This window comes from Lentzea sp. NEAU-D7, assembly GCF_026242055.1.
Lineage (GTDB): Bacteria > Actinomycetota > Actinomycetes > Mycobacteriales > Pseudonocardiaceae > Lentzea.
Map to the genome: position 1 here is coordinate 55,119 of NZ_JAPJDL010000011.1, position 21,746 is coordinate 76,864.

Consider the following 21,746-nt stretch of genomic DNA (forward strand, 5'->3'; position numbering starts at 1 on the left):
GAGTCCGGTGTGGACTTCCTGCGCGGATCGGCCGGCTCCAACAAGGCGGACCGGAGCACCGGTGACCGCGCGCCGGCGTCCGCATCCCTCGAGGTGAAGCAGAAGTGGGTCGAGCTGCGTGTCGCGAACGCCGGCGGTCTGGAGCCCGCGGTGGTCAACGGGAAGGGGCTCTCGGTCTACTGGTTCAGCGACGACCCGGTGAACGGCGGGGTGTCCAACTGCAACGGTGACTGCGCGAAGACGTGGCCGCCCATCACGGTCACGAAGGGCACCAAGCTCTTCTTCCCCGGCATCAAGCGGGAGAACATCGGTTTCGTCAAGCGCCAGGACGGTGCGACCCAGGTGACGATCGGCGGCCGCCCCGTCTACCTGTTCAGCAAGGACGAGAAGGCCGGAGACATCAAGGGCCAGAACGTCGGCAACAAGTGGTTCGTGATCAACCCCGAGGGCAAACGCGCCGTCGCCCCCGCCGAGGCCCCGGTCACCCAGCCCGCTCCGCCGGCTCCCGGCGCCAAGCCCGCGAACTCGGTGACGTTCTTCTCCGGCAAGAACTTCGACGACTTCAGCGGCGACAACTTCGCGACCGGCGTCAAGGTCGAGGCCCGGTGCGCCGACCTCCGCGGCGGCTTCCGGTCCCTCTCCCCGGACGGCGCGGTCAAGATCTGGTCCGAGCCGGGCTGCAAGGGCAAGTCCGCCGTCGTGAGCGCTGACGTCGCCGACACGGCCGCGCTCGGCTTCCCGGACGGCGTGAAGTCCTACATCCGCGCGTGAACCTGATCGGGTGAACGACAGGCCGCCAGAGCCTCCCCGGCTCTGGCGGCCTCGTCGTCTCGCTACGCTGCTCGGCATGCGCTACTCCGCCATTGCGCTGGCTTTCCTCCTGCTCGGGTGCGGCACCGGGACGTCGTCCCTGCCCAAGATCACCCCGGCCGCGACCTCGGCCACCGGCTCACCGCTGCCGGACCTGCAGCCCAGGCTCGACGCCATCGGCGTCCTGCTCACGGACTGCGCCGCCCGCCTGCGCGGCGAACCCGTCGCCCCGGCCGACAACTGCAGCCACGTCATGCCGGACGTGACGGGGGTGGTCGACGAGGTCGAGAAGCAGGCCGCCAAGCTGCCGCCCGCGGGCCAGGCCGCGCTCACCGACGTGCGCCGCCAGCTCGCCGAGATCGGGCCGTGCGAGCCGTGGTTCGCGGCCGGTGGCGTCAGCGGGGACGGGCAGCTCCACGCCCGCTGCAAGAAGGCGTGGGACGCGCTCTACAAGGGGTACAACGCCGTTCGCAACTCCGCCTGAGCCCGCCGTTTAGAGTCTCCGCATGCTCGAGATCGTGGTGGAGACGGAGAACGGGGAGCGGCACGTGCGCGTGTCCGCCGAGGAGCTGGCCGATCTGGTGCGGCGCATCGGTGGCGCGGGTGACCGGTTCCTGGTCGTCCAGCGGGTGCCCGACCTGCCCGGCGTGTTCGCCCAGATCTGGCACGAGAACGGTGGCGACTACGCGGTCGAGCACCGCGACGGTGGCGCCGACCGGCACTTCGCGGCGACGGCAGGGCTCGACGGTGCCATCGCGGCGCTGACCGGCTGGGCGCGCCAGGACGCCGGGTGGGACAGCGGTCTCGCGTGGTCGTCGCTGGGTCTGCCACCCGAGCCCGCGGTGCCGCCACTCGACCTCGCCGACGCCGACCGCGAGCAGCTGGAGGAACGCGTTCGCGAGGTGCTGGCCGGCGGCTACTCCTCCCGCGCCCAGCTCACGGAGCTCGCCGAGGACTACCTCGTCAGCGGCGACAGCCGGCCCGTGTCGCGGGAGCAGGCGGCGGCGCTCGTCGACCGGTTGTGGCTGGAGCGGGTCGCGGAACAGGCCACCTGGCAGGGCGAGACCGATCCCGAACGCCTCACCCGCGCGTTCGCGGCGCTGGAGCAGGCCGGCATCACGGCCCGCGAGAACTTCACCTGCTGCCGCACCTGCGGCCAGGACGAGATCGGCGGCGAGAGCGCGCCGGGTGCGCGCGGTTTCGTCTACTTCCACAGCCAGTGCACGGATTCCGCCGCGGCGGGTCACGGCCTGGCGCTGCTGTACGGCGGGTTCGACGGAACGGCCGAGACCACCACCGCCATCGGTGACGAGGTCGTGGCGGCGCTGGAGGCGGCAGGCCTCCGGACGAGCTGGAACCGCGATCCCGGCCGGTCCATCAGCGTCACGCCTCTGGACTGGCGACGGCGTCTGGTGGGGTAGCGAAGCGGGTGGTCAGCTCGGCCGAGATCTCGTAGTGGCGCACCAGGAACGTGCGCTCGTCGAGCTTCTTGCGCCGCAGCCAGCCCGTCACCTCGGCGTTGCACTTGCTGGCGTTGCACGATCCGCACGCGGGCACGACGTTGCCCAGCGTGTAGCGGCCGCCGCGCGAGATGGCCTGCACGCAGTCCTTCTGCAGCGACCCGGCCGGAGCCGCGCAGTACGCGCAGCCGCCCCACGACGTCTTGAGGGCGTCCCACTGCGCGTCGGTGAGGTCGTGGACGACGCGAGCCATGCGCTTCTTGCGCTTGCGCGCGGCGCGAACCTGTTTGCTACCGCCGGTCGGCACGGTGGGTGAGAGTACGCGTCGCGATGGTCAACAGGTCGGAGGCGGGCCCCCGGGGTGTCCGGCCGGACGGCCAGACCGCCCGCAACGCGCGGTGCAGGTCCACCTCGCCGACCTCGACGCGGACGAGCGTGCGGGCGGCGATGTCCGCTGCCACGGTGTGGAGGCTGAGCACGGCCGGGCCGATGCCGCCGATCGCGGCCGCCTTGATCGCGGTGGTCGACGACATCTCCAGCAACGGGACCGCGGACTCGGTGATGCCCGCGACCCGCAGCGCGTGCTCCCAGGCCTGCCGGGTGCCCGAACCGGACTCCCTGCTGACCATCGGCGTCGCGGCGGCCTTCGCGGCGGCGACCCGGCGGCGCCTGGCCCAGGGATGGGCGGGCGCGACGACGAGGACGAGCTCGTCCGTGGCGACGACGCGGCTGGCGAGACCCGCCGGCACGTCGGTGCTCTCGACGAACCCCAGGTCGGCCTTCCCTGCCAGCACCTGCTCGGCGACGTGCACCGAGTTGCCCGCCGACAGCACGGTCGCGGTGTCCGGGCTGACGGACCGCAGCGCGATCAGCCACGCGGGCAGCAGGTATTCGGCCACGGTGAGGCTCGCGGCGATCCTGAGGTGGCTCTGCCGGTCCGCGCGCAGGCTGGTGATGCCGGCGTCGAGGTCCGCCGCGCGGACGATCACCTGCGCCGCCCAGCCGGCCACCAGCTGACCCGCCGTGGTGAGCCGCGCACCGCGCGGGGTGCGTTCCAGCAACGCGACGCCGACGCGGGCCTCGAGGGTCCGCAGCCGCTCGCTGGCGCTGGGCTGCGACATGCCGTGCGCCTTGGCCGCCCGGCCGATGCTGCCCAGCTCGGCGACGCTCAGCAGGAGGTCGAAGCTGGTCAGGTCGGTGACCCTGGACGGAAGAGGCATAGGGCCAGCCTATGTCCACATCGGCGATCGGTGTCTACCGAGGCGGGCCCCGCCCGAGGATTGTCATGTCGTGACCGCTCTCGCACCTCGACCACACCGTGCCCCAGAGGTGCGACGAGCGGCGCCCTTCGGCCCGAACCTCTTCGCGTCCGTGATGGGGACGGGGATCGTCGCCACGGCCGGTGCCTCGATGCCCGGCCTGCACACCGCCGCCACGTACGTGTGGGCGCTGGACGCCGCCCTGCTGGCCTTCCTCGTGGCCGCCGCCCTGCGCCGCTGGACGTGGGCGACGGTGCGCGCTCAGCTCGCCGACCCCGTGATGGCCCAGTTCTGGGGCGCGCCGCCGATGGCGTTGATGACCGTCGGCACCGGGGCGTTGCTGCTCGGGAAGGACTGGATCGGGCTGCCCGCCGCGCTGGCCGTCGACTGGACGCTGTGGGTCGCCGGCACGGTGCTCGGGCTCGCGACGTCGGTGCTGGTGCCGCTGCGGATGATAGGCAGCGGCGAACGCGCGTTTGCCGGGTGGCTGATGCCCGTGGTGCCGCCGATGGTGTCCGCCGCCTCCGGTGCCCTGCTGGCGCAGCACCTGCCCGAAGGCTCGTCGCGGCAGGCGATGGTGCTCGGCTGCTACGCGCTGTTCGGCGTCAGCCTGTTCGCGACGATGGTCGCTCTCGCGGCGGCCGTCACCGTGCGGACCGCGCGGCGCGGGCTGCCGTTCGCGTTGACGTGGTGGAGTTTCGTGTTCCCGCTCGGCACGTTGGTGACCGGCACGAGCGCGCTCGCGGTCCGGGTGCCGTCGGTGTTGTTCTCCGCGGTGGCCGTGGTGTTGTACGGCGCGCTGGTGGCCGCGTGGACCACGGTGGCCGTTCGCACGCTCCTGCAGCGGTAGAGTGTCCCCGCTATGGGGGACCACCACGCGAGCGAAGCAGGCCCGGACATCCGCTACGTCGTCATCCACGTTGAGGGGCAACGGCTTCCGTTCGCCGTCGTGCGGCTGACGGGTGCCGTCGAGGAAGCCTTCACGCACGACCTGCGCTGGGAGCCGTCGGACCTGCTGAGCCGCGTTCCGTCCGAACCGGACTGGCGGGCCCGTGACGCGGACGTCCGCCACGCCAACGGGTTGCTGGTCGAGATGACCAAGGCGATCCGCGCGCGGAGGCACGAGTCGGAGCTGACCGACTACACCTACTACGCCTCGTTCAAGCAGGCCCTCGGTGTGCTCGATCTGACCACTGTGGACCGGTTGATCCGCCGGCCGGAGGGCCGGGTCGAGGAGGAGTACGCCGGGCACGAGACGTGGGAACCCAGCGACAAGCTCCGCCGCATCGACCTCGGCCACGACGCGAACGAGGAGTACGTCGCGCTGAGCCTCACCGAGGCCGCGCACGTCAAGCGGCTGGTGGACGCGCAGTGGGACCGCGGCTGCTCCCACCACGTCGTCCTCGTGGACGGCCTGCCGGTGGCTGCGGTCACCAGGGTGGTGGACAACCCGGACGGCGAGCTCGCCGAGCTGGCCTTCACCGGCGAGCCGGAGCCGCAGCCGTCGAGACTGCTCGCCCAGGCCACCCGCGAACCGCGCATGACCGCCGTCCAGACGTCCATGGCGCGCGTCGTCGAGACGATGGCGCGCCTCACCGTGCGCTGGCGGACCGCGGCACGGGCGCAGGACACCGCCGGGTACGCGGTCTTCCACCGGCTGACCGACGTCCTCGACCTCGACTCGGCGTACGACGTCGTGCCGAAGCTCCAGCGCCGGCACGAGTTCTCCGTTCCGCTCGACAGCTCCGAGCGGGACGACCTCGCCGCGCGCCTGCGCGTCCGCGCCGCCCGCCGGGCCGCCCGGCCTGTCGGCGGCCACTTCTACTTCGCCGCCTTCCGGCGGCTGCGCGAGGTCGCGAACCTCGACAACGCGTACTCGCTCGTCCGCGTCCCCGCTGACGGCTCCGAGCGGTGGGAGATGTTCCTGCGCGAAGGCCAGTGGCTGCCCACGGGCAAGCCGCGCACGCTGATCACCCTGCCGCTCACCGGCTCCGGCCTGAAGCGCGTCACGCGCAGGATCGCCTCGACGGAGCCCCGCTTCCTCGAGATCCACGACGAGCAGGGCCGGGTCGCGCCGGAGGCGTCGAGGAGACCTCGCAGGGCTCCGGCTGGGTGCCGTCCGAGTCGCTGGACCGGTGGCGGGACGAACCCGAATGGGTGATCTCCGACGCGGCGGAGGCGGACGCGGTCATGGCTCTGCACTGAGCCGTCCCCTCGTCAGGGCGAGCGTGCGCGCCGTGCGCGCGAATCCCGCCTCACCGTACGAACGTTCTGAGAAGCGTTTGGCCTACACCCCGCGTGGGTATTCGACCTGCGCAGCACTGGGTGTGTACGGCTGACGGAGGCACGGCTCGCATGGACCGCGACATGACGATCGACTTCGGCTTCGACTTTCCCTTCGACATCGACTTCGACGACTCGGCGGCGCTCGAGGTCCAGCGCTACGTCCGCGACGTCGTCTCCAAGCTCGGACTGAGCGGCGACAGCTCGTGCGTCGAGATGACGCCGCGGGTGAACGCGTACGTGGCGCTGGACGGGCGCCTGACCAACTTCCCCGAGCACTACGTGGCGCTGGTGTGGCACGAGCAGAGCGGCTGGTCGGTCGCGGTCGAGGACCGGCTGGGCGAGCTGGTGGAGGTGGCCCGGCTCGACGGTGACCCGCGCCCGGCGCCGGCCGTGGTGGCCGCGTGGGTCGAGCGGGTGCTGCACGAGGAGCAGGTGCGGGAGCAGGTCAACCGCGACTTCGCCGCGTTCGTGCCCGCGCAGCGCGCCAACGTCCTGTCGTAGGCGCGGAGAAAAATTCAAGTTCGGTGGTTTGGCCGCCGGACGGCGCGGGTAGCCGGTGGCGCGTCAAGCAGTCGGCGCGCCCCGATCCCGACTGTCTGCAAGGCGGAGCACATGAACACCAACGCGTTCGACCGGGCTATCTGCGACGCGCTCGTCCACCTGCGCACCACGGCCGGAGCGGATCTCGCCGAGCAGGCGGAGCAGGCGCGCAAGTGCCTGGCGCAAGCCGTGATGGACGCACCGGACGTGCCCGCGAGGGCGTTGGAGCACGTCGCCGCGGCCGACGAGCACCTGGAGTACGGGGAGCTCATGGAGGCCCGGATGCTGCTGACCGCGGCGCGCGGGTTCCTGCCCGGCAGGCGGGCCGTCGTGCCGGCCCGCGCGTGACGCCGCTACTGGTCCATTCCGCCCTCGTCGTGGGGCTCTGACTCGTCGCGTCCCCGGTGCGGGCCACCGGGGTTCTCGTCGGCGTAGGTCGGCCTGGTGTGCTCGCCGCCGATGTCGGCGTCCTCCAGCTCGCTCTCCGCTGTCGCGCGGTCGGGTTCCGGCGTGCTCATCGCCATTCCTCCTGCCAGTCGTGGTGGGTGTCGTAGGCCTCGGCGAGCAGTCGCAGCAACGCCTCGTCGTCGCCGCGTTCGACCTCGGTGCGGAGCTGGGTGAGCTTCTCGGGGAACGGCACGGGGTGGCGTTCCTCCGCGGCCTGGATCGGACCGGGCAGCAGGAGCAGGCCGGCGCCGTCGTCGGAACGCGTGATGCGCAGCCTGCCCCGGCCCTCGGCCTCGTCGAGCAGCGGCAACTCTCCTCGCGCCAGGCGCTGTTCGTCCTCGGTCAGCCGATCGAGGACGAAGCGCCGGAGTTCCTCGGTGTCCATGGTGCGGGGGTATCCACTGGACGGCCGGCCATGCTCAGTCCGGCGGCTCGCTCTCGTCCTCGGTCGTCTCCTGCGTGACTTCGGGTTCCTCGACGTCCAGGTCGTCGAGGCTCGGCGTGCCCGGCGAGTGCGGTGCTTCAGGGTTGACGGGATCGGTCATGTCCAGCGGTTACCCACGCCGCCTGGCCTCAAGCGCCGGAACGGGAAGACCGGTGTCTGCGGACACCGGTCTTCCGCTCAACCTACGCGGGCACCGTCCACCGCTGGTTGGCCCCGCCGGTGCAGGACCAGATCTGCAGCTTCGCACCGTCCGCGGTGTTGCCGCCGATGACGTCCAGGCACTTGTTGCTGCCCACGTTCACCAGCGTGCCGCCGGACGCCGTCCACCTCTGGTTGGGCCCGCCGAAGCAGTCCCAGAGCTGGACCGCCGCACCGTCCGCCGTGCCGTTCGCGGTCACGTCGAGGCACTTGCCCAGGCCGCGCACCGTGCCGTCCGACTGCAGGGTCCACGTCTGGTTCGGGCCGCCGAAGCAGGTCCACAGCTGCGGCAGGGTGCCGTTCGCGGTCGAGCCGTCGGTGACGTCGAGGCACTTGCCGCCCAGGCCCGTGATGGCACCCGTGCGCCCGCCGGGCTGGCCTGGGTCGAGCGTGCCGGGCCAGGTGAACGTCGCCATCGCCCCCGCCGGGAGGGTGTAGCCGAACGTCTGGCCGCTGTAGGAGACGCGGAAGTCCTGCTGACCGCCGGTGTTCAGGGCGACGAGCACGATCTGGCCGTTCGGGTTGCGGAACGCGACGTTCTGCACGCCACCCTCGCCGAAGCCGGTCGAGTCGATGCGGACCGCGCCGGGCTGCACGAACTTGGACAGGTGGCCGAGGACGTAGTACTCGGCGTTGTAGGTGACGTTGCCGCCGTTGGTCGTGACGACACCCGTGCAGTTGGTGCAGCTGCCGATCACCGGACCGTTGTTCTGGTCCAGCGCCATGTTCCAGATGGCGACGGTCCGCGCGTGGTTGCGCGTGGCGCCGATCGCCAGGTTCATGCCCTGCCAGCGCAACGTGTCGCGGAACGTCGCGGCGTCGTCGGCCGACCTCGTGCCGGAGCACTCGGTGAAGAAGACGTCCTTGCCGGGCTGGTTGTTCTTCACGATGGACTGCCGGCTGGGGTCACCGCCGTAGCAGTGCCACGCGGACCCGATCACGTTGCCGCCCGCGCCGTTGTTGACGGTCTGCGCGTAGTCGACGTTGTCCCAGTTGTGGTCGTAGCCCAGCAGGCGGGCCTGCTCACCGGCGGCGCGCAGCTTCGGCACCAGGGTGTTGATGACGTTGACCTGCTGCTGCGGCGACATGTACATGCCGGGGTAGCCCGGCGGCTCGAAGAGCGGCTCGTTCTGCACGCTCAGGTAGTCGATCGGGATGCCCGCGGCCCTGTACGCCTGGGCGAACTTGACCAGGTAGTCGACGTAGACCCCGATGCGGCTGTCGTTGAGCGAGCCCCGGATGAGGTTGTTGTTGTTCTTCATCCACGCCGGCGCGCTCCACGGCGTCGCCATCACGGCGAGCTGCGGGTTGATCTGCTTGGCCTGCTGCAACAGCGGCAGGATGTACGGCCTGTCGTGGTCGATGGAGAACCGCGAGAGCGACGGATCCGCCGCGCCGTCGTTGTAGGTGTAGAAGCTCCTGGAGAAGTCGCTCGCGCCGATCGGTTGGCGGAGGAAGCTCAGGCCGATGCCGGTGTTCTTGTCGAACAGGTTGCTCATGATCTCGTTGCGGCGCGGCGAGTTGAAGATGTTCCACGCCGCCGCGTCCGTGAACGACGCGCCGAAGCCCACCATCGACTGGTAGGTGGAGTTCGGGTTCACCGTGATCGTCGACCCGGTGCCACCCGAGCCGAACGTCACGTCCGCCTTCCTGGTCAGTGCGTTCGACTTGTCAGCGGTGGTCAGCCACACGCTCGCGTTGGTCGCCGCGGTGGCGGCGGGGGACACCAGCGTGCTCCCCGCCGTCACCACGGCCGCCGCGATCGCGATGCCGCGCCAGCGTTGTGTCGTCTTTGACATAAGCGCTCCTTGCAGGGGTTGGGCGCCCGACAGCAGATGTTCAGTCGTACAAACGGAAGTCGGCGATGCTCCACCAGTTGCTCGCGGAACCCGTGGAGGTGATGCGGAGGTACCGCGCGCTCGTCCGGCGGACGTCGATGGTGGTCAGCTGGCCGACACCCGCGCCGGACGCGATCGAGCGCCAGGTCGTGCCGTCGTCGCTGACCGAGAGCTCCCAGGCGCGGGCGTAGTCGCCGAGGTTGCCGCCGGAGTCCACGGCCACGCGGCGGAAGTCCTCGCGACGCCCCAGGTCGACCTGCAGGAACTGACCGGGAGCCTGGGCCGCGCCGTTGGACCAGCGGGTCGACGCGTCGTCGTCGATCGCGAGCGCGCCGTCGGGGATGGCGGTGGCGCCCTTGAGCGACACGGCGTCGAGCTTGTCGCGGAGCCGGCTGGTCCAGGTGAACGTCGCCAGCGCGCCGCCGGGCAGGGTGTACTCGAACGTGCGGTCACCGGCGTTGACGGCGAACGAGCGCGGGTCGTCGTGCTGGTTGTGCACCACCAGGGCCGTGGATCCGTCCGGGTTGCGGAACGCGGCGTCCATGATCTGGCCGTTCCAGCCGGTGGTGCCGAACGACGTGCTGGCGACGCGGCGCGCGCCGGGCTTCACGAACTTCGAGAGGTGGCCGATCGTGTAGTACTCGGCGTCGGTGACAACCGACCCGTCCGGCTGCACGGTGACGAGGCCGGTGCACGTGCCGCAGCCGCCGTTGTGCGGGCCGCCGGTGCTGTCCAGGGCGATGTTCCAGTTCACCGCGCTGCGGGCCCAGTTGCGGGTGGTGCCGAGGACGACGTTGCGGGCGTGCCAGCGCAGGGTGTCGCTGAAGACCTTGGCGGGCGGGTCGGTGGCGCCCTTGGAGCCTGAGCACTCGGTGAACCAGATCCCCTTGTCCGGGAAGGCGTCGCGCAACTCGGTCTGCGCGCTCGGGTCGCCGTAGTAGCAGTGGTACGCGGTGCCGGCCAGCCACTTCGCGGCCTTGCTCTTCAGGATCTGGTACGGGTAGTCGGCTTCCGCCGTGCCGTCGTTGGGGTGCGTGGCCCAGTTGTGGTCGTAGCCCAGGATCTTGGTGCGCGGGCTGGCGAGCCTGAGCTTCGGGCCGAGCGCCTCGACCACCTCGATCTGCGCCGCGACGGGCATGTCCGTGCCGGGGTAGGCGTCGGGCGTGCGGTTCTGCGGCTCGTTCTGCACGGACAGGAAGTCGACCGGCACACCGGCCTTCGCGTACGCCTGCACGAACTTCACGAGGTAGCGCGCGTAGGCGTCGTAGATCTTCGGGTCGTCCTTGAGCCTGCCGCCGACGAGCGAGTCGTTGTCCTTCATCCACGCCGGTGGGCTCCACGGCGTGGCCATGACCTTCAGGCGCGGGTTGAGGCGCTTCGCCTCCCGCAGCAACGGGAGGATCTTCGCCTCGTCGTGGCGGACGCTGAAGTGCCGCAGCGGGAAGTCGGTCTGCCCGGCCGGCACGTCGTCGTAGGTGTAGTGCTCGGCGGCGGCCGTGAAGTCGGACGAGCCGATGGGCTGGCGCAGGAAGCTGACCCCGATGCCGTGCACCGGGTCGAAGAGCTTGCGCATGGTCTCGGCGCGGACGGCCGGGGCGAGACCCGCGAGCAGTTCGGCGGACGAGTCCGTGATGGACGCGCCGAAGCCGTCGATCTCCTGGTACTGGCGGCCGGAGTAGACCACGATCGTCGGATGCGCCGACGTGCCGGTGCCGAAGGTGACGCGCGGCCGTTCGTGCATCAGTTCCGCGCGATCAGGCGTGGTCACCCACACCCGCACCTCAGGCGCGCCGGACGCCTCCGCCGCCGGTGCAGCGGTGAGCCCGAGCACCAGGGCCACGATCGCGGTTCGTCTCATGTAACACCCAATCGTCACTGTGAAACATCAGCTTCCAGGATGAAACACCCGGTCGTGGCAAGGGTCAATGGTCTGGAGGAGTTCCGGTACATTGACCTGGTGGAACGCAAGATCGAGCACGTGAAACAGCGCGCTAGTCTCCGTGACATCGCGGCGGAGACGGGTGTGTCGGTCGCGACCGTGTCCCGCGTGCTGAACGATCACGTCAACGTGGCGCCGCGCACCCGTGACCTGGTGCTCCAGGCCGTGGAACGGCGCCGGCAGGAGACGCCCGCGAGGCTGCGGACCGTCTACGTCCGGTGCCCGTACGTGCTCACCGACTACTTCGGCCTGATCGTCTCCTCGATCGCCGAGACGCTGAAGCTGCACGGCCTGCGCGTGCTGCTGGACGCGGGGGAGTCGGGTCAGCGCAGCGACGCGCTCAAGGCGCTGCCGCGCGAGGCCGGTGTCGACGCCGCGATCCTCATCCTGCCTCCGGAGGAGGGGGACGAGCTGGTCGCCCTGTCCGAGTCGGGATTCCCGTTCGTCGTGGTCGACCCCCGCACCCCGCCACCGCCGGACATCGCCGCGGTCTCGGCCGCCCACTCGTCCGGCGCGCGGGCCGTCGCGGACCACCTGATCGGCCTCGGCCACCGCGACATCGCCGTGATCGCCGGACCGGAGGAGTGGCTCGCGGGGGACGCTCGACTGGCGGGCCACCGCGCGGCGCTGGCCAAGGCGGGGGTGCTGCTGACGCCGGAGCGGCTGCGGCACGTGGAGGCCACGACGGCGCACGGCAAGCGCGCCGCGGCGGAGCTGCTCGACCTGGACCCCCGCCCCACCGCCATCGTCTGCTTCAACGACAAGGTCGCCGTCGGCACGTTGCAGGCCGCACGGGAACGAGGGTTGCGCGTGCCCCAGGACCTGTCGGTGGCCGGGTTCGACGACATCGACCTGGCCGAGGCCACGAGCCCGCGGCTGACGACGGTGCGGCAACCGTTGCAGGAGATGGGAAGGATCGCCGTCACGCAGCTGATGCGGGTGCTGGACGGGCACCGGCCGGAGGCGTTGCACCTGGAGCTGGCGACGACGCTGGTCCTGCGGGAGTCGACGGCGGGCGTCGTGTCGTCCGAGGTGCGGGGTCAGGGCACCACGAGAACCGGCCAGTGACCTGACCTGATCAGCCGCGTCGCCACCGACCCGGCGAACCGGTGCCCGGCCTGCTGCGACGCCCCGACGACGACCATGTCGGCCTGGCACTGGTCGGCCGAGTCGCGCAGCACCGTGTACGGGTCGCCGAACGCCTTCGCGAACGTCACCGGCACGTCGAGCTCCTCGGCGAACTCCCGGACCTGGTCGCACAGCTCGGCGTGCAGCCGTGCCGTCGCCTCGTGCTCGAACACGGAGGCGACGGCAGGGCTCAGCGCCGCCAGGGACGAGTGGCACGCCACGAACGTGACGACCAGACGGGCTCCCTGGCGGCGGGCCAGGCCGAACGCGGCCGCTGCCGCGCGCATGGCGGTGTCGGTGCCGTCCATCCCGACCATGATGGTCCTCGACGACGGCAGGGGAGCGGGACCGAAGCAGTCCACTGTGGACTCGAAGGCGTTGTTCAGGCCGGCGCTCATGGGTGCTCCTCGGTTATCGTGCGACCGCTGAGTCTGCTTCCTTCTTCTCGAGATCGATCGTCGTGCGCAACGTGATCGGCTTGAGCAGCAGTGCCGCGACGATGCCCACGACGCCGACGGCGGCGGAGATCAGGAAGATGTGCGCGGTCGCGTCGCCGTAGACGGTGTGCACGATCGTCTGCACCTGGGGCGGCAGGGCGGAGAGGTTCAGCGCGCTGGTGCTGCCGGTCGACTGACCCGCCGGCACGTGCAGCGCGGCGGAGAGGTCCGCCGTCACGCGGTTGGCGAGGACGGCGCCGAGCACCGACACGCCGATCGTGCCGCCCAGCGAGCGGAAGAACGTGACGGACGCGCTCGCGGCGCCCAGCTCGCTCAGCGGCACGCTGTTCTGCACGGCCAGCACGAGGTTCTGCATCGTCATGCCGACGCCGATGCCCACGACGGCCATCGCGACGCCGACGATCCACAGCGCGGTGGCGTGGTCGACGAAGCCCAGGCCGAGGAAGCCGAGCACCAGGATGATCGTGCCCGCGACGATGTACGGCTTGATCCTGCCGGACCGGCTGATCAGGCGGCCGGAGATCGTGGACGACACCAGCACGCCCGCCATCAGCGGGATGGTCAGCAGGCCGGCCTCGGTCGGGCTGTAGCCACGGCCGATCTGGAAGTACTGGCCGAGGAACACCGCGCCGCCGAACATCGCCATGCCCACCGAGAGGCTCGCGATGATGGCCAGCGCCGGGGTGCGCTGGACGACGATGTGCAGCGGCACGACGGGCTGCTCGACCCGGAGCTCGACGGCGATCGCCGCGCCCAGCAGCACGAGACCGCCGCCGACCATGGCCCCGGTCTGCCACGAGATCCAGTCGAACGAGTTGCCGACGAACGAGACCCAGACCAGCAGCACGCTCACGCCCGCGGCGATCAGGCCGGCACCCAGGTAGTCGATCTTCACGTTCTCCCGGCGCACGGTCTCCAGCTTGAGCGTCGCCTGCAGCACGACGAACGCCAGCGCGGCGATCGGCACGGCGACCCAGAAGCACCAGCGCCAGCCGAGCCACGACACGTCGACGATGAGGCCGCCGAGCAGCGGGCCGCCGACCGTCGCCACGGCCATGACCGCGCCGAGGTAACCGTTGTAGCGGCCGCGTTCGCGCGGCGGGATGATCGCGGCGATCACGACCTGCACCAGTGCCTGCAGACCGCCGACGCCGAGGCCCTGGAACGCGCGGGCGGCGATGAGCTGGCCCGTGTCCTGGGCGAAGCCGGCGAGCAGCGAGCCGATCACGAAGATCACGATCGCGGCCTGGACCAGCGTCTTCTTGTTGAACAGGTCGGCGAGCCTGCCCCAGAGCGGGGTGGTGGCCGTCGCCGTGAGCAGGGTGGCCGTGACCACCCAGGTGTACTGCGTCTGCGTGCCGTTCAGCGAGCCGATGATCCGCGGCAGCGCGGTGGAGACCACCGTGGAGCTGACCATGGCCACGAACAGCGCGAGCAGCAGTCCGGACAGCGACTCCAGCACCTGCCGGTGCCCCATCGCCCGAGTTTCGATCTTCACGTCCCGCCCCTTCGTCACCACAATTCTTGCGCGTTGTGCAAGTTTGCGCAATGAGCAACTTACACCGCTACGCTGGAAGGCATGGAGACCCTCACCACGCGGCGGGAGCACAACAAGGCGGTGACCAGGCGGTCGCTGGCCGCGGCGGCGTTGAGGCTCGCGATGGAGCACGGGCTGGACGGGGTGACCGTCGAGGACATCGCGGACGCGGCGGGTGTCTCGCGCAGGACGTTCTCCAACTACTTCACCAGCAAGGAGGACGCCGTCCTGGACGCCGACCGCGAGCGGCTCAGGGCGCTGGTGGCCATGGTGGAGGCGCGTCCGGCCGGCGAAGGCGCCTGGCAGGCCCTGCGCGCGTCCACCGCCGAGCTCTACCGCGTCCGGCCCCTGCCGGACGTCGAGTGGATGGCCCAGCTCCGGCTGCTGCGCCGACACCCGTCGCTGCTCGCACGTCAAGCAGGGGACCAGGTCGCGCTCGAACGCGACCTGGCCGCCGTTCTCGTCCGCCGCGAACCGGACGAGGAGGCCGCCCGGCTGATGGCGGCGACCTTCCTCACGACGATCCGCACGGGCATCGCGCTGTGGCTGGAGGGAGCCGGCGCGCAGGAGCTGCCCGACCTCGTGGACCGCCTCCTCGGACGGGTCCAGGTTCAGGGCACGTAGACCTGCCCGGTCTGCCGTCCCTCGATCGACCGCACGTAGGCCTGCGCCACGTCGGCCAGCGGCACGGGCTTCATGCCGGGGAAGTAGTCGCCGTAGCGTTCCAGCGCCTCGGTGAAGACGGTGGGGCTGACGGCGTTGACGCGCCGCGGGGCGATCTCGACGGCGGCGGCGCGCACGAACGCCTCGACCGCGCCGTTGACCAGGGACGCGGCGGCACCGGTGACGATCGGCTCGCGCGCCAGCACGCCCGTGATCAGCGTGAACGAGTCCGTCACGTGGGCGAGCCCCTCCCGGACCAGCGCGACCTGGGAGAGCACCTTCCCGGTCACCCCGGCCTGGTAGTCCGCGATCGTCAGCTCACCGAACGGCTTGAACGGCACGTGCCCGGCCGCCGACGCGACGGCGTCGACCTGGCCGACGGTCTGGTAGAGATCGGCCACCTGGGCCGGGTCGGTCACGTCGTACTGCAGGTCGCCTCCAGTGCGTGAGACGGTCACGACGTCGTGCTTGCGTTCGACGAGCACCTCGTGCACCGCGGTGCCCAGCAACCCTGTCGCTCCAACGAGCAGAATCCTCATGCCGCCGACGCTAGGTGCGGTCCCGCGAGGTGGGAAATGCCGTTCGTGCAGCACTTATGATCGGTGGTCATGAATGTCGAGCTGCGTCATCTGAGGGCACTCGCGGCAATCGGCGACCACCGGTCGATCACCGCGGCCGCCCAGGCGCTGCACGTCACGCAGCCCGCGCTCTCCCGCACGCTCGACCAACTGGAACGACGCCTGGGCGTGCGGCTGGTCGAACGCACGACCAGGCACGTCGCCCTGACCGAGCCCGGCCTGCGCCTGTGGGAGCACAGCCACCGCATCCTCACGTCCCTGGACGCGGCCCTGGCCGACGCCGCCCAGCCGCAGCCGATCCGGCTGACCTTCGCCTGGGCCGCGCTCGGCCGGTTCACGATCCCGTTCCTGCGCGAGTGGCGGGCCGAACACCCCGACGTCCTCGTGCGCATCCGCCAGGCCGACGACCCGGAGGCGGCACTGCGCCGAGGTGAGGCGGACGTGGCCGTCCTGCGCACCGAACCCGCCGGGACCGGCCTGGCGCACGTCGCGCTCGTCGAGGAACCCCGGATCGCGGCGGTGGCGGACGACCACCCGCTCGCGACCCGCGACGCCCTCGTGCTCGACGACCTCGTGGGCGAGTGCGTCGCGGTGTGCGAGACGGCGGCGACCACCGGCGCCGACCTCTGGCCGGCCGGAGCGCGCCCGCGCACGGTGGACGTCCCCGGCGTGGTCGAGTGGCTCACGTCGATCGCGACCGGCACGGCGGTCGGGGTGACGGCGGCCGGCACCAGTCACCACCACCCCCATCCCGGCGTGACCTACCTGCCTTTGACCGATGCCGAGCCCATCGTGGTGCACCTGGCGTGGCCGGAGGTGGCGGCGCATCCGTTGACGGAGGTGTTCGTTGAGCTGGCGCAGCGTCATCTCAGCCTCGGGCCGGTCGTGTAGTTCGGGGTCACGGCGGCCTGGAAGGTGAACGTGGTGTGGTCTCCGGAGTTGGTTCGTGTGCGTCACGAGGGCACTCTGGTGCAACGAGCGCCTCGAGAGGACGCAAGGTGGTGCGCTTGGAGGACCGGGAACTCGCTCGCGTCGCCCACGACGCAACTGCAACGCTTTGGACGTGAACGACCAGAGTCCTGAGAAATGCGTCTTCTGCGCCATCGTCGCCGGAGAGGCCGAGGCGAGCGTGGCATATGCAGATGATCGAGTCGTTGCGTTCATGGACCTCGGCGCGGTGACGCCGGGGCACGTCCTCGTAGTGCCACGGCTGCATGCCATCGGGCTGGAAGACCTGGACGAGGAGACGAGCACACACGTCTGGAGGATCGGCCACCGCGTCGCCCGCGCCCTTCGACGCTCAGGCCTGCGCTGCGAGGGCGTCAACGTGTTCCTCGCCGACGGAGAAGCCGCCTTCCAGGAGATCTTCCACTTCCACCTGCACGTCTTTCCACGCTTCCGCGGCGACAGCTTCCGCATCGACGCGGACTGGGCCACCCGTGCTCGCCATTTGCTCGACGAAGAAGCTGGAGCCGTTCGCCAGGGGCTGGACGTCATCAACGCCGACCCATCACCAGCAGCGCCCGCCAACACGGAGAACTAGCGCACTGCGCTTGACTCGATCACCCACATGAGTGCCGCTGACCGACGCCGACCCGATCGTCGTGCACCTGGCATGGCCGCCACCGGCGACGCACCCGTCGACCGAAGCGTTCATCGCGCCGGCGCGGCGCCGCCTGGCCGCCACAGCCGGAGCTGCAGCATCGCCGCGAACCGCGCGTCCGGATCGCTGAGATCGATCTCCCCGACCTCCGACAGCCGCCGCAGCCGATAGCGGAAGGTGTTGGGGTGTACGAAAACGGCGGCGGACGCGGCGGCCACGTCGCCGAAGGCGTCTAGCCACGCGCTGAGCGTCTCGACCAGGCACGCGCTGTGCTTGCGGTCGTACTCGATCAGCCGCGCGACGGGCCCGGTGAGCGTGTCGCCGCGTTCGGCGATCAGGTCCGACAGCTCCAGCAACAAGCCCTCGCTGTGCACATCGGACACCCGCGCGACCGACCGGGACGCGCGCCCGGCCCGCAACACCCGCAGCACCAGGTCGGCACCGGCCCGCGACCGCGACAGCGTGAGGCCGTCGGACACCTCGCCGACGCCCACCAGCACGTGGTTGCCGATGCGGTTGCGGAAGTCCGTGGCGATCCGCAGGGCCCGGTCGTCCGACTCCGCGGGCAGGATCGCGTAGGCGACGTCGCCGATCAACGCGGCGGCGGCGCGGGGGTGCACGGCCGTCAGGTGCATGGCGAGCGCGTCGGCGATCTGCTGGCGTTCGGCCAGCAGCCGGGCGTGCGCGGCCGGGTCGTCGCCGTGCGAGTGGGCGAGCGCCAGCGCCAGCACCACGCACGCCTGGTCGGCCAGACCCAGGCGCCGCACCGCCTCCGCCGCGCCCGCGCCTCCCTCGATCGCGGTCGAGACGAGGTCCGCGCGCAGCCGCCGTTCGACGTCGGCACCCGCGCGCTGGCGCATCATGTGCAACGCCACGAGCTTCGCCGCGTCGCCGAAGGCGGTGGAGTCGTCCGGGGACAGCGGCGCACGGACGGCGGCCCAGATCGAGCCGAGGAACTCGTCGCCCGCGCGCACCGCCACGGCGAGGCGGGGCAGGCACAGCGACCCGTCGTCGGCGGGCAGGCCCTCGATGTAGACGGGCTGGTCGCTGCGGTAGAGCCGCTGGAACACCCCGCGCGCCTCCAGCATCTGCGTGTAGCGCGCGGGCACCTTCCTGCCCAGGATCGTCTCGACGCGCGAGGAGTCGGCCTCGTCCTGGCGCCCCGAGAACGCGAGCACGCGCGAGCTGCGGTCCTCGATCGTCACCGGAGCGCTGATCAGCGACGCCACCGCGTTGGCCAGAGCGAACAGGTCCCCGGCCGGCACGCCGCCGAGGGTTTCCGACGGGTCGACCTCGCCCTCGGCCAGCAGCGACCGCAGCATCGCGGCGAGCTGGGTCCACGACGCGCCCGGCGCCAGGCCGAGCAGGGTCACCCCGGAGCGGTCGACGGCCTCGGAGAGCTCCGCGGTGAGGGCGATCGGCCCGCGCACGACCAGCGCGGCCGCCCCCTCCTCGCCCAGCAGGGCCAGCAGCGGTGCGGGTTCGCGCACGCCGACGCCCAGCACCAGCGCGCACGGCGGCAGCACCTGGTCGTCCTCCGGATCGTGGATCACCACGCCGCCGATGTCGGTGGCACGGCCCGGATCACCACGCACGAGGTCGATCAGCGTGGTGCCCAGGTCGTCCAGCACGCGGGTGAGGCCTGTTCGCGGGCTCATGCCACCACCTTGCCAACCGTCTACACAGGAACTTGTCCAATGATTGAAGCCTACTGGCGCACCAGCATGTTCAGGCTGGTCAGGTGCCCTCCACGTAGGTCTCGTTCGGATCGGGCATGAGGTTGCCGAGGAACACGCCGACCCCGACGATCCGGCGCACCGACGCGGGGATCGGACGCGGGGCACCTCGATCCGGTATGCCTGCCGCGCACTCTTCGGGAGCTTCAGCTGCATGCGATGGCAGGCCGATGATAAGTATGTCTCATTTGAGTCTATGAAATCACCTGAGGCGATCGGTTGGGCTGTACCTAGGGGTAAAGCCCAGTCCAGAAAAGCAACGTAAGGCAGACGGCATGCAGGTGTGATGATAGATCGCTATCAAGTGATACAGTTGCCTCAGATAAGTATGTACACACTCTCACCTCGTCAGGGGGACACCTTGTTGTCCGACACCCATCCGAACGCCGTGTGGCTGGCCGAGATGTACCGAGGCGGCGCGAAGATCACGGCCGATCCGAACCTCAGCGAGGAGGAACGGTTGCGGCGACTGCAGGAGCACACCAACGAAGTGATGGGGCGGATGTCCCCGGACTTGGTGATCCACACCGGGGGCGTGCGCCTGGCGGCGACCGGCGGGATGGACTTCCTGCGCCGCTACACGAAGCGGCGGGCGAGCCTCGCCGACGCCAACGTCGAACCCGTCGAGTTCGACCAGATCCTCGCCGACGACCACTACGGGATCGTCCACGGGACGTTCCGCACGACTCGCGGCGACTGGAAGTGGACCCGCGTGGGCATGGGCGCGTGGCGCTTCAAGGACGGTCTGGCCGTCGAGCACTGGGAGCTCTCCGACGGGCCCACGTGGGACGAGTTCTTCCTCGCCGGCGACCCGGAGTCGTTCACCGGATCCGCGCAGGAGTTCTGGACGCGCGGCGTCTGACCGCGCCGCCTCGCCGGTTTCGCCGCGGAGCGGAGGTCGCGCCTTCAGCCCTGCGGCGGAACCGGCCCCTCGGAACGGCACCTTGTCGACGCCTCGCAGGAAGGCTATGGTGACTAATTGATAGAGACATCTCATTTAGGAATGGACTACCGCCGTGTACATAGTCGCAGCGACCGACAGGGTGTCGCTTGCCCAGGGCTGGCCCAGAACAGCGACGGCGGAGATCCGCCGGCTGGGGGAGGTGCCGGCCGCCAACGTCGGTGATGCGCTGGAGCGGATGACCGTCATGGACGGCGGCATCCGGCTGCTCGCCGGACGGGGGAAGCTGCTGGGCAACGCGCTGACCGTGGACGTGCGGTCGGGTGACAACCTGGCCGTTCACCGCGCGCTCGACGAGGCCCTGCCGGGAGACGTCCTGGTCGTCAACGGGCACGGCGACCTGACGCGCGCGTTGGTCGGCGATCTCATCGGCGAGATCATGGTCAACACCGGCGTCGTGGGTGCCGTGGTCGACGGTGCGGTGCGCGACGTCCAGGCGCTGTCCGAGATGGGACTGGCCGTGTACGCACGGGCTGTCACCCCCGCGGGGCCGTTCAAGGACGGGCCCGGAGGCATCGGTGTGCCGGTGGCGGTCGGCGGTGTGGTGGTGGCGTCGGGCGACGTGCTCGTCGGCGACGCCGACGGCGTCGTGGTCGTGCCGCGGCACCGGGTGCGGGAGGTCGTCGACGCCGTCGACGGGATCGGTGAGAAGGAGGACGCGCTGCGCAAGCGCATCCTCGCAGCGCGTCCCGTCCGTGCGGTGGTGACTCGATGACCGCCGTGCTGCCCGCGCGCCGGGTCGAGGAGCTGCGGCGGTTCTCGCGGCGCCCGGCGCTGACCCCCGCGCCGCCGGGTGCGGTCTCCCTGGCCATGGGCGAGCCGGACTTCCCGACCCCGCGGCCCGTGGTCGAGGCCGCCGTGGCCGCCCTGCGCGCCGGGGACCACCACTACGCCGACCAGCAGGGCCTGCCGGAACTGCGCGCGGCTCTCGCGCAGCGGTTGCCCGTGCACCCCGGCCGTCCGTGGAGCGCTGACGACCTCCTCGTCACCCACGGTGCCACCGGTGCGCTGGCGGCGGCGGTGCTCGCGCTGGTCGGGCCCGGTGACCGCGTGGTCATCCCGGAGCCCGCCTACTCGTTGTACGCCGACCTGGTCGTCCTGGCCGGTGGCACGGTGGACTTCGTCCCGCTCGGCCAGGACCTGCACTGGGACCTCGACGCGCTGGCCGCCGCGCTTCCCGGCGCCGCCGTGGTGATCTTCTCGAACCCGTCGAACCCCACCGGCATCGTGCACCGCGAGCAGGAGCTGAAGGCCCTCGGAGACCTCCTCGACGGCTCGGACACCCTGGTCGTGAGCGATGAGGCGTACCACCGCCTGGTCTACCCGGGGCACGAGGCGATCTCGGCGCTGGCGGTCGAATCGCTGCGGGACCGGACGGTCTACGTGCAGACGTTCTCGAAGACGTACGCGATGACGGGCTGGCGGGTGGGGTACCTGACCGGGCCCCGCGCGGTGGTGGACGCGGCGGCCCAGGTGCACAGGACCCTCAAGGGGTCCGTCAACACGGCGGTCCAGCGCGCCGCCCTCGCCGCCCTCGCTCTGCCGGACGACGTCGTGAGCACCATGGTCGACGCCTACCGGCGGCGTCGTGAGCTGGTGACGGCGCAGCTGTCGGGCGTTCCCGGCCTGCACCTGGTCCCGCCGGAGGGCGCGTTCTACGGGTTCCTCCGCTACGAGGCCCGCCGCTCCTCGCACCAGGTCGTCCGCGAACTCGCGGAGCGGAAGGTGCTGGTCAGGGCAGGTGCGGAGTACGGACCCTCCGGCGAGGGACACATCAGGATCTCGTTCGCGGCGTCCGAGGACGACCTGAGGACCGGACTGGACCGCATCGTCGGCCACCTCGGCGTCCCCGGCCCGTGA

At 71.0% G+C, this 21,746-nt stretch carries 25 protein-coding genes; 14 read left to right on the forward strand and 11 right to left on the reverse strand.

Going from position 1 to position 21,746, the window contains the following annotated elements:
- Positions 1-9: 9 nt before the first annotated feature.
- The 3 genes from ORI60_RS22680 (at position 10) to ORI60_RS22690 (ending at position 2,231) form a co-directional block, all read left to right on the forward strand.
- Positions 10-771 carry a hypothetical protein gene (locus ORI60_RS22680; protein ID WP_266039861.1) on the forward strand — a complete coding sequence of 254 codons (762 nt, stop codon included), beginning with the start codon at positions 10-12 and terminating at the stop codon, positions 769-771.
- A 76-nt stretch (positions 772-847) separates the two neighbouring features.
- On the forward strand, positions 848-1,294 hold the full coding sequence (locus ORI60_RS22685) for a hypothetical protein (protein WP_266039862.1): 447 nt from the start codon (positions 848-850) through the stop codon (positions 1,292-1,294).
- 22 nt (positions 1,295-1,316) lie between these two features.
- A complete protein-coding gene (locus ORI60_RS22690) occupies positions 1,317-2,231 on the forward strand; it encodes a DUF6891 domain-containing protein (protein WP_266039863.1) in 915 nt (304 codons plus the stop codon).
- Here ORI60_RS22690 and ORI60_RS22695 read toward each other — a convergent pair.
- Both ORI60_RS22695 and ORI60_RS22700 read right to left on the reverse strand, forming a co-directional pair.
- A complete protein-coding gene (locus ORI60_RS22695; protein WP_266039864.1) occupies positions 2,194-2,577 on the reverse strand; it encodes an HNH endonuclease in 384 nt (127 codons plus the stop codon). The two genes, ORI60_RS22690 and ORI60_RS22695, sit on opposite strands and share 38 nt — an antisense overlap.
- A complete protein-coding gene (locus ORI60_RS22700) occupies positions 2,561-3,490 on the reverse strand; it encodes a LysR family transcriptional regulator (RefSeq protein WP_266039865.1) in 930 nt (309 codons plus the stop codon). The genes ORI60_RS22695 and ORI60_RS22700 overlap by 17 nt, the downstream gene beginning before the upstream one ends.
- 109 nt (positions 3,491-3,599) lie before the next feature.
- On the opposite strand from ORI60_RS22700, the gene ORI60_RS22705 reads away from it, so the two are divergent.
- The 4 genes from ORI60_RS22705 (at position 3,600) to ORI60_RS22720 (ending at position 6,703) form a co-directional block, all read left to right on the forward strand.
- The gene (locus ORI60_RS22705) at positions 3,600-4,379 is read left to right on the forward strand and encodes a hypothetical protein (RefSeq protein ID WP_266039866.1); all 780 of its coding nucleotides are present in this window, start codon (positions 3,600-3,602) and stop codon (positions 4,377-4,379) included.
- A 12-nt stretch (positions 4,380-4,391) separates the two neighbouring features.
- Positions 4,392-5,690: a hypothetical protein gene (locus ORI60_RS22710; RefSeq protein WP_266039867.1), complete on the forward strand. Its 1,299-nt coding sequence runs from the start codon at positions 4,392-4,394 to the stop codon at positions 5,688-5,690.
- Positions 5,691-5,896: 206 nt separating this feature from the next.
- Positions 5,897-6,316, forward strand: a complete 420-nt coding sequence (locus ORI60_RS22715) for a DUF6292 family protein (RefSeq protein WP_266039868.1) — start codon at positions 5,897-5,899, stop codon at positions 6,314-6,316.
- A gap of 111 nt (positions 6,317-6,427) precedes the next feature.
- Entirely contained in the window at positions 6,428-6,703 is a 276-nt protein-coding gene (locus ORI60_RS22720; RefSeq protein ID WP_266039869.1) for a hypothetical protein, read from the forward strand.
- A 5-nt stretch (positions 6,704-6,708) separates the two neighbouring features.
- On the opposite strand, the gene ORI60_RS22725 is transcribed toward ORI60_RS22720, so the two are convergent.
- From ORI60_RS22725 to ORI60_RS22745, 5 genes are all read right to left on the reverse strand, one after another.
- Positions 6,709-6,873 (reverse strand): hypothetical protein, encoded by a 165-nt coding sequence (locus tag ORI60_RS22725; RefSeq protein ID WP_266039870.1) that lies wholly within the window; start codon positions 6,871-6,873, stop codon positions 6,709-6,711.
- Positions 6,870-7,187 (reverse strand): hypothetical protein, encoded by a 318-nt coding sequence (locus tag ORI60_RS22730; protein ID WP_266039872.1) that lies wholly within the window; start codon positions 7,185-7,187, stop codon positions 6,870-6,872. The genes ORI60_RS22725 and ORI60_RS22730 overlap by 4 nt, the downstream gene beginning before the upstream one ends.
- A 34-nt stretch (positions 7,188-7,221) precedes the next feature.
- Positions 7,222-7,347, reverse strand: a complete 126-nt coding sequence (locus ORI60_RS22735; protein ID WP_266039873.1) for a hypothetical protein — start codon at positions 7,345-7,347, stop codon at positions 7,222-7,224.
- A gap of 82 nt (positions 7,348-7,429) precedes the next feature.
- Positions 7,430-9,244: a lectin gene (locus ORI60_RS22740; protein WP_266039875.1), complete on the reverse strand. Its 1,815-nt coding sequence runs from the start codon at positions 9,242-9,244 to the stop codon at positions 7,430-7,432.
- Between the two features lie 40 nt (positions 9,245-9,284).
- Positions 9,285-11,141 (reverse strand): discoidin domain-containing protein, encoded by a 1,857-nt coding sequence (locus ORI60_RS22745; protein WP_266039876.1) that lies wholly within the window; start codon positions 11,139-11,141, stop codon positions 9,285-9,287.
- A 99-nt stretch (positions 11,142-11,240) separates the two neighbouring features.
- On the opposite strand from ORI60_RS22745, the gene ORI60_RS22750 reads away from it, so the two are divergent.
- The gene (locus ORI60_RS22750) at positions 11,241-12,290 is read left to right on the forward strand and encodes a LacI family DNA-binding transcriptional regulator (protein ID WP_266039877.1); all 1,050 of its coding nucleotides are present in this window, start codon (positions 11,241-11,243) and stop codon (positions 12,288-12,290) included.
- On the opposite strand, the gene ORI60_RS22755 is transcribed toward ORI60_RS22750, so the two are convergent.
- Together ORI60_RS22755 and ORI60_RS22760 are read right to left on the reverse strand one after the other, a co-directional pair.
- Positions 12,263-12,748, reverse strand: a complete 486-nt coding sequence (locus tag ORI60_RS22755; protein WP_266039878.1) for a universal stress protein — start codon at positions 12,746-12,748, stop codon at positions 12,263-12,265. The two genes, ORI60_RS22750 and ORI60_RS22755, sit on opposite strands and share 28 nt — an antisense overlap.
- Before the next feature lie 13 nt (positions 12,749-12,761).
- Positions 12,762-14,285 (reverse strand): MDR family MFS transporter, encoded by a 1,524-nt coding sequence (locus ORI60_RS22760; RefSeq protein WP_266039931.1) that lies wholly within the window; start codon positions 14,283-14,285, stop codon positions 12,762-12,764.
- A gap of 102 nt (positions 14,286-14,387) precedes the next feature.
- Here ORI60_RS22760 and ORI60_RS22765 point away from each other — a divergent pair, with 102 nt between their 5' ends.
- Complete coding sequence (locus ORI60_RS22765; protein WP_266039879.1) at positions 14,388-14,969, forward strand: TetR/AcrR family transcriptional regulator; 582 nt, start codon at positions 14,388-14,390, stop codon at positions 14,967-14,969.
- Here ORI60_RS22765 and ORI60_RS22770 read toward each other — a convergent pair.
- On the reverse strand, positions 14,957-15,547 hold the full coding sequence (locus ORI60_RS22770; protein WP_266039880.1) for a short chain dehydrogenase: 591 nt from the start codon (positions 15,545-15,547) through the stop codon (positions 14,957-14,959). The genes ORI60_RS22765 and ORI60_RS22770 overlap by 13 nt on opposite strands.
- 69 nt (positions 15,548-15,616) lie before the next feature.
- Here ORI60_RS22770 and ORI60_RS22775 point away from each other — a divergent pair, with 69 nt between their 5' ends.
- Positions 15,617-16,477, forward strand: coding sequence for a LysR family transcriptional regulator (locus ORI60_RS22775; RefSeq protein WP_266039881.1), 861 nt, complete (start codon positions 15,617-15,619; stop codon positions 16,475-16,477).
- 172 nt (positions 16,478-16,649) lie between these two features.
- Positions 16,650-17,129, forward strand: a complete 480-nt coding sequence (locus ORI60_RS22780; RefSeq protein ID WP_266039882.1) for an HIT family protein — start codon at positions 16,650-16,652, stop codon at positions 17,127-17,129.
- A gap of 110 nt (positions 17,130-17,239) precedes the next feature.
- Here the strand turns inward: ORI60_RS22780 and ORI60_RS22785 are convergent, their stop codons facing one another.
- Positions 17,240-18,847, reverse strand: coding sequence for a PucR family transcriptional regulator (locus tag ORI60_RS22785; RefSeq protein ID WP_266039883.1), 1,608 nt, complete (start codon positions 18,845-18,847; stop codon positions 17,240-17,242).
- A gap of 442 nt (positions 18,848-19,289) precedes the next feature.
- Between ORI60_RS22785 and ORI60_RS22790 the strand changes: the two genes are divergently transcribed.
- The 3 genes from ORI60_RS22790 (at position 19,290) to ORI60_RS22800 (ending at position 21,746) form a co-directional block, all read left to right on the forward strand.
- Complete coding sequence (locus ORI60_RS22790) at positions 19,290-19,787, forward strand: hypothetical protein (RefSeq protein ID WP_266039884.1); 498 nt, start codon at positions 19,290-19,292, stop codon at positions 19,785-19,787.
- 154 nt (positions 19,788-19,941) lie between these two features.
- Positions 19,942-20,601 carry an RraA family protein gene (locus ORI60_RS22795; RefSeq protein ID WP_266039885.1) on the forward strand — a complete coding sequence of 220 codons (660 nt, stop codon included), beginning with the start codon at positions 19,942-19,944 and terminating at the stop codon, positions 20,599-20,601.
- Positions 20,598-21,746 carry a pyridoxal phosphate-dependent aminotransferase gene (locus ORI60_RS22800; protein WP_266039887.1) on the forward strand — a complete coding sequence of 383 codons (1,149 nt, stop codon included), beginning with the start codon at positions 20,598-20,600 and terminating at the stop codon, positions 21,744-21,746. Before ORI60_RS22795 ends, ORI60_RS22800 begins: the two co-directional genes overlap by 4 nt.

Bases quoted from the DNA above. Each gene is read 5' to 3' on its own strand.
- ORI60_RS22685 (WP_266039862.1), top strand. From the start codon at position 848: ATGCGCTACTCCGCCATTGCGCTGGCTTTCCTCCTGCTCGGGTGCGGC.
- ORI60_RS22690 (WP_266039863.1), top strand. From the start codon at position 1,317: ATGCTCGAGATCGTGGTGGAGACGGAGAACGGGGAGCGGCACGTGCGC.
- ORI60_RS22700 (WP_266039865.1), bottom strand. From the start codon at position 3,490: ATGCCTCTTCCGTCCAGGGTCACCGACCTGACCAGCTTCGACCTCCTG.
- ORI60_RS22710 (WP_266039867.1), top strand. From the start codon at position 4,392: ATGGGGGACCACCACGCGAGCGAAGCAGGCCCGGACATCCGCTACGTC.
- ORI60_RS22715 (WP_266039868.1), top strand. From the start codon at position 5,897: ATGACGATCGACTTCGGCTTCGACTTTCCCTTCGACATCGACTTCGAC.
- ORI60_RS22720 (WP_266039869.1), top strand. From the start codon at position 6,428: ATGAACACCAACGCGTTCGACCGGGCTATCTGCGACGCGCTCGTCCAC.
- ORI60_RS22725 (WP_266039870.1), bottom strand. From the start codon at position 6,873: ATGAGCACGCCGGAACCCGACCGCGCGACAGCGGAGAGCGAGCTGGAG.
- ORI60_RS22730 (WP_266039872.1), bottom strand. From the start codon at position 7,187: ATGGACACCGAGGAACTCCGGCGCTTCGTCCTCGATCGGCTGACCGAG.
- ORI60_RS22735 (WP_266039873.1), bottom strand. From the start codon at position 7,347: ATGACCGATCCCGTCAACCCTGAAGCACCGCACTCGCCGGGCACGCCG.
- ORI60_RS22740 (WP_266039875.1), bottom strand. From the start codon at position 9,244: ATGTCAAAGACGACACAACGCTGGCGCGGCATCGCGATCGCGGCGGCC.
- ORI60_RS22745 (WP_266039876.1), bottom strand. From the start codon at position 11,141: ATGAGACGAACCGCGATCGTGGCCCTGGTGCTCGGGCTCACCGCTGCA.
- ORI60_RS22755 (WP_266039878.1), bottom strand. From the start codon at position 12,748: ATGAGCGCCGGCCTGAACAACGCCTTCGAGTCCACAGTGGACTGCTTC.
- ORI60_RS22760 (WP_266039931.1), bottom strand. From the start codon at position 14,285: ATGGGGCACCGGCAGGTGCTGGAGTCGCTGTCCGGACTGCTGCTCGCG.
- ORI60_RS22765 (WP_266039879.1), top strand. From the start codon at position 14,388: ATGGAGACCCTCACCACGCGGCGGGAGCACAACAAGGCGGTGACCAGG.
- ORI60_RS22770 (WP_266039880.1), bottom strand. From the start codon at position 15,547: ATGAGGATTCTGCTCGTTGGAGCGACAGGGTTGCTGGGCACCGCGGTG.
- ORI60_RS22775 (WP_266039881.1), top strand. From the start codon at position 15,617: ATGAATGTCGAGCTGCGTCATCTGAGGGCACTCGCGGCAATCGGCGAC.
- ORI60_RS22785 (WP_266039883.1), bottom strand. From the start codon at position 18,847: ATGAGCCCGCGAACAGGCCTCACCCGCGTGCTGGACGACCTGGGCACC.
- ORI60_RS22800 (WP_266039887.1), top strand. From the start codon at position 20,598: ATGACCGCCGTGCTGCCCGCGCGCCGGGTCGAGGAGCTGCGGCGGTTC.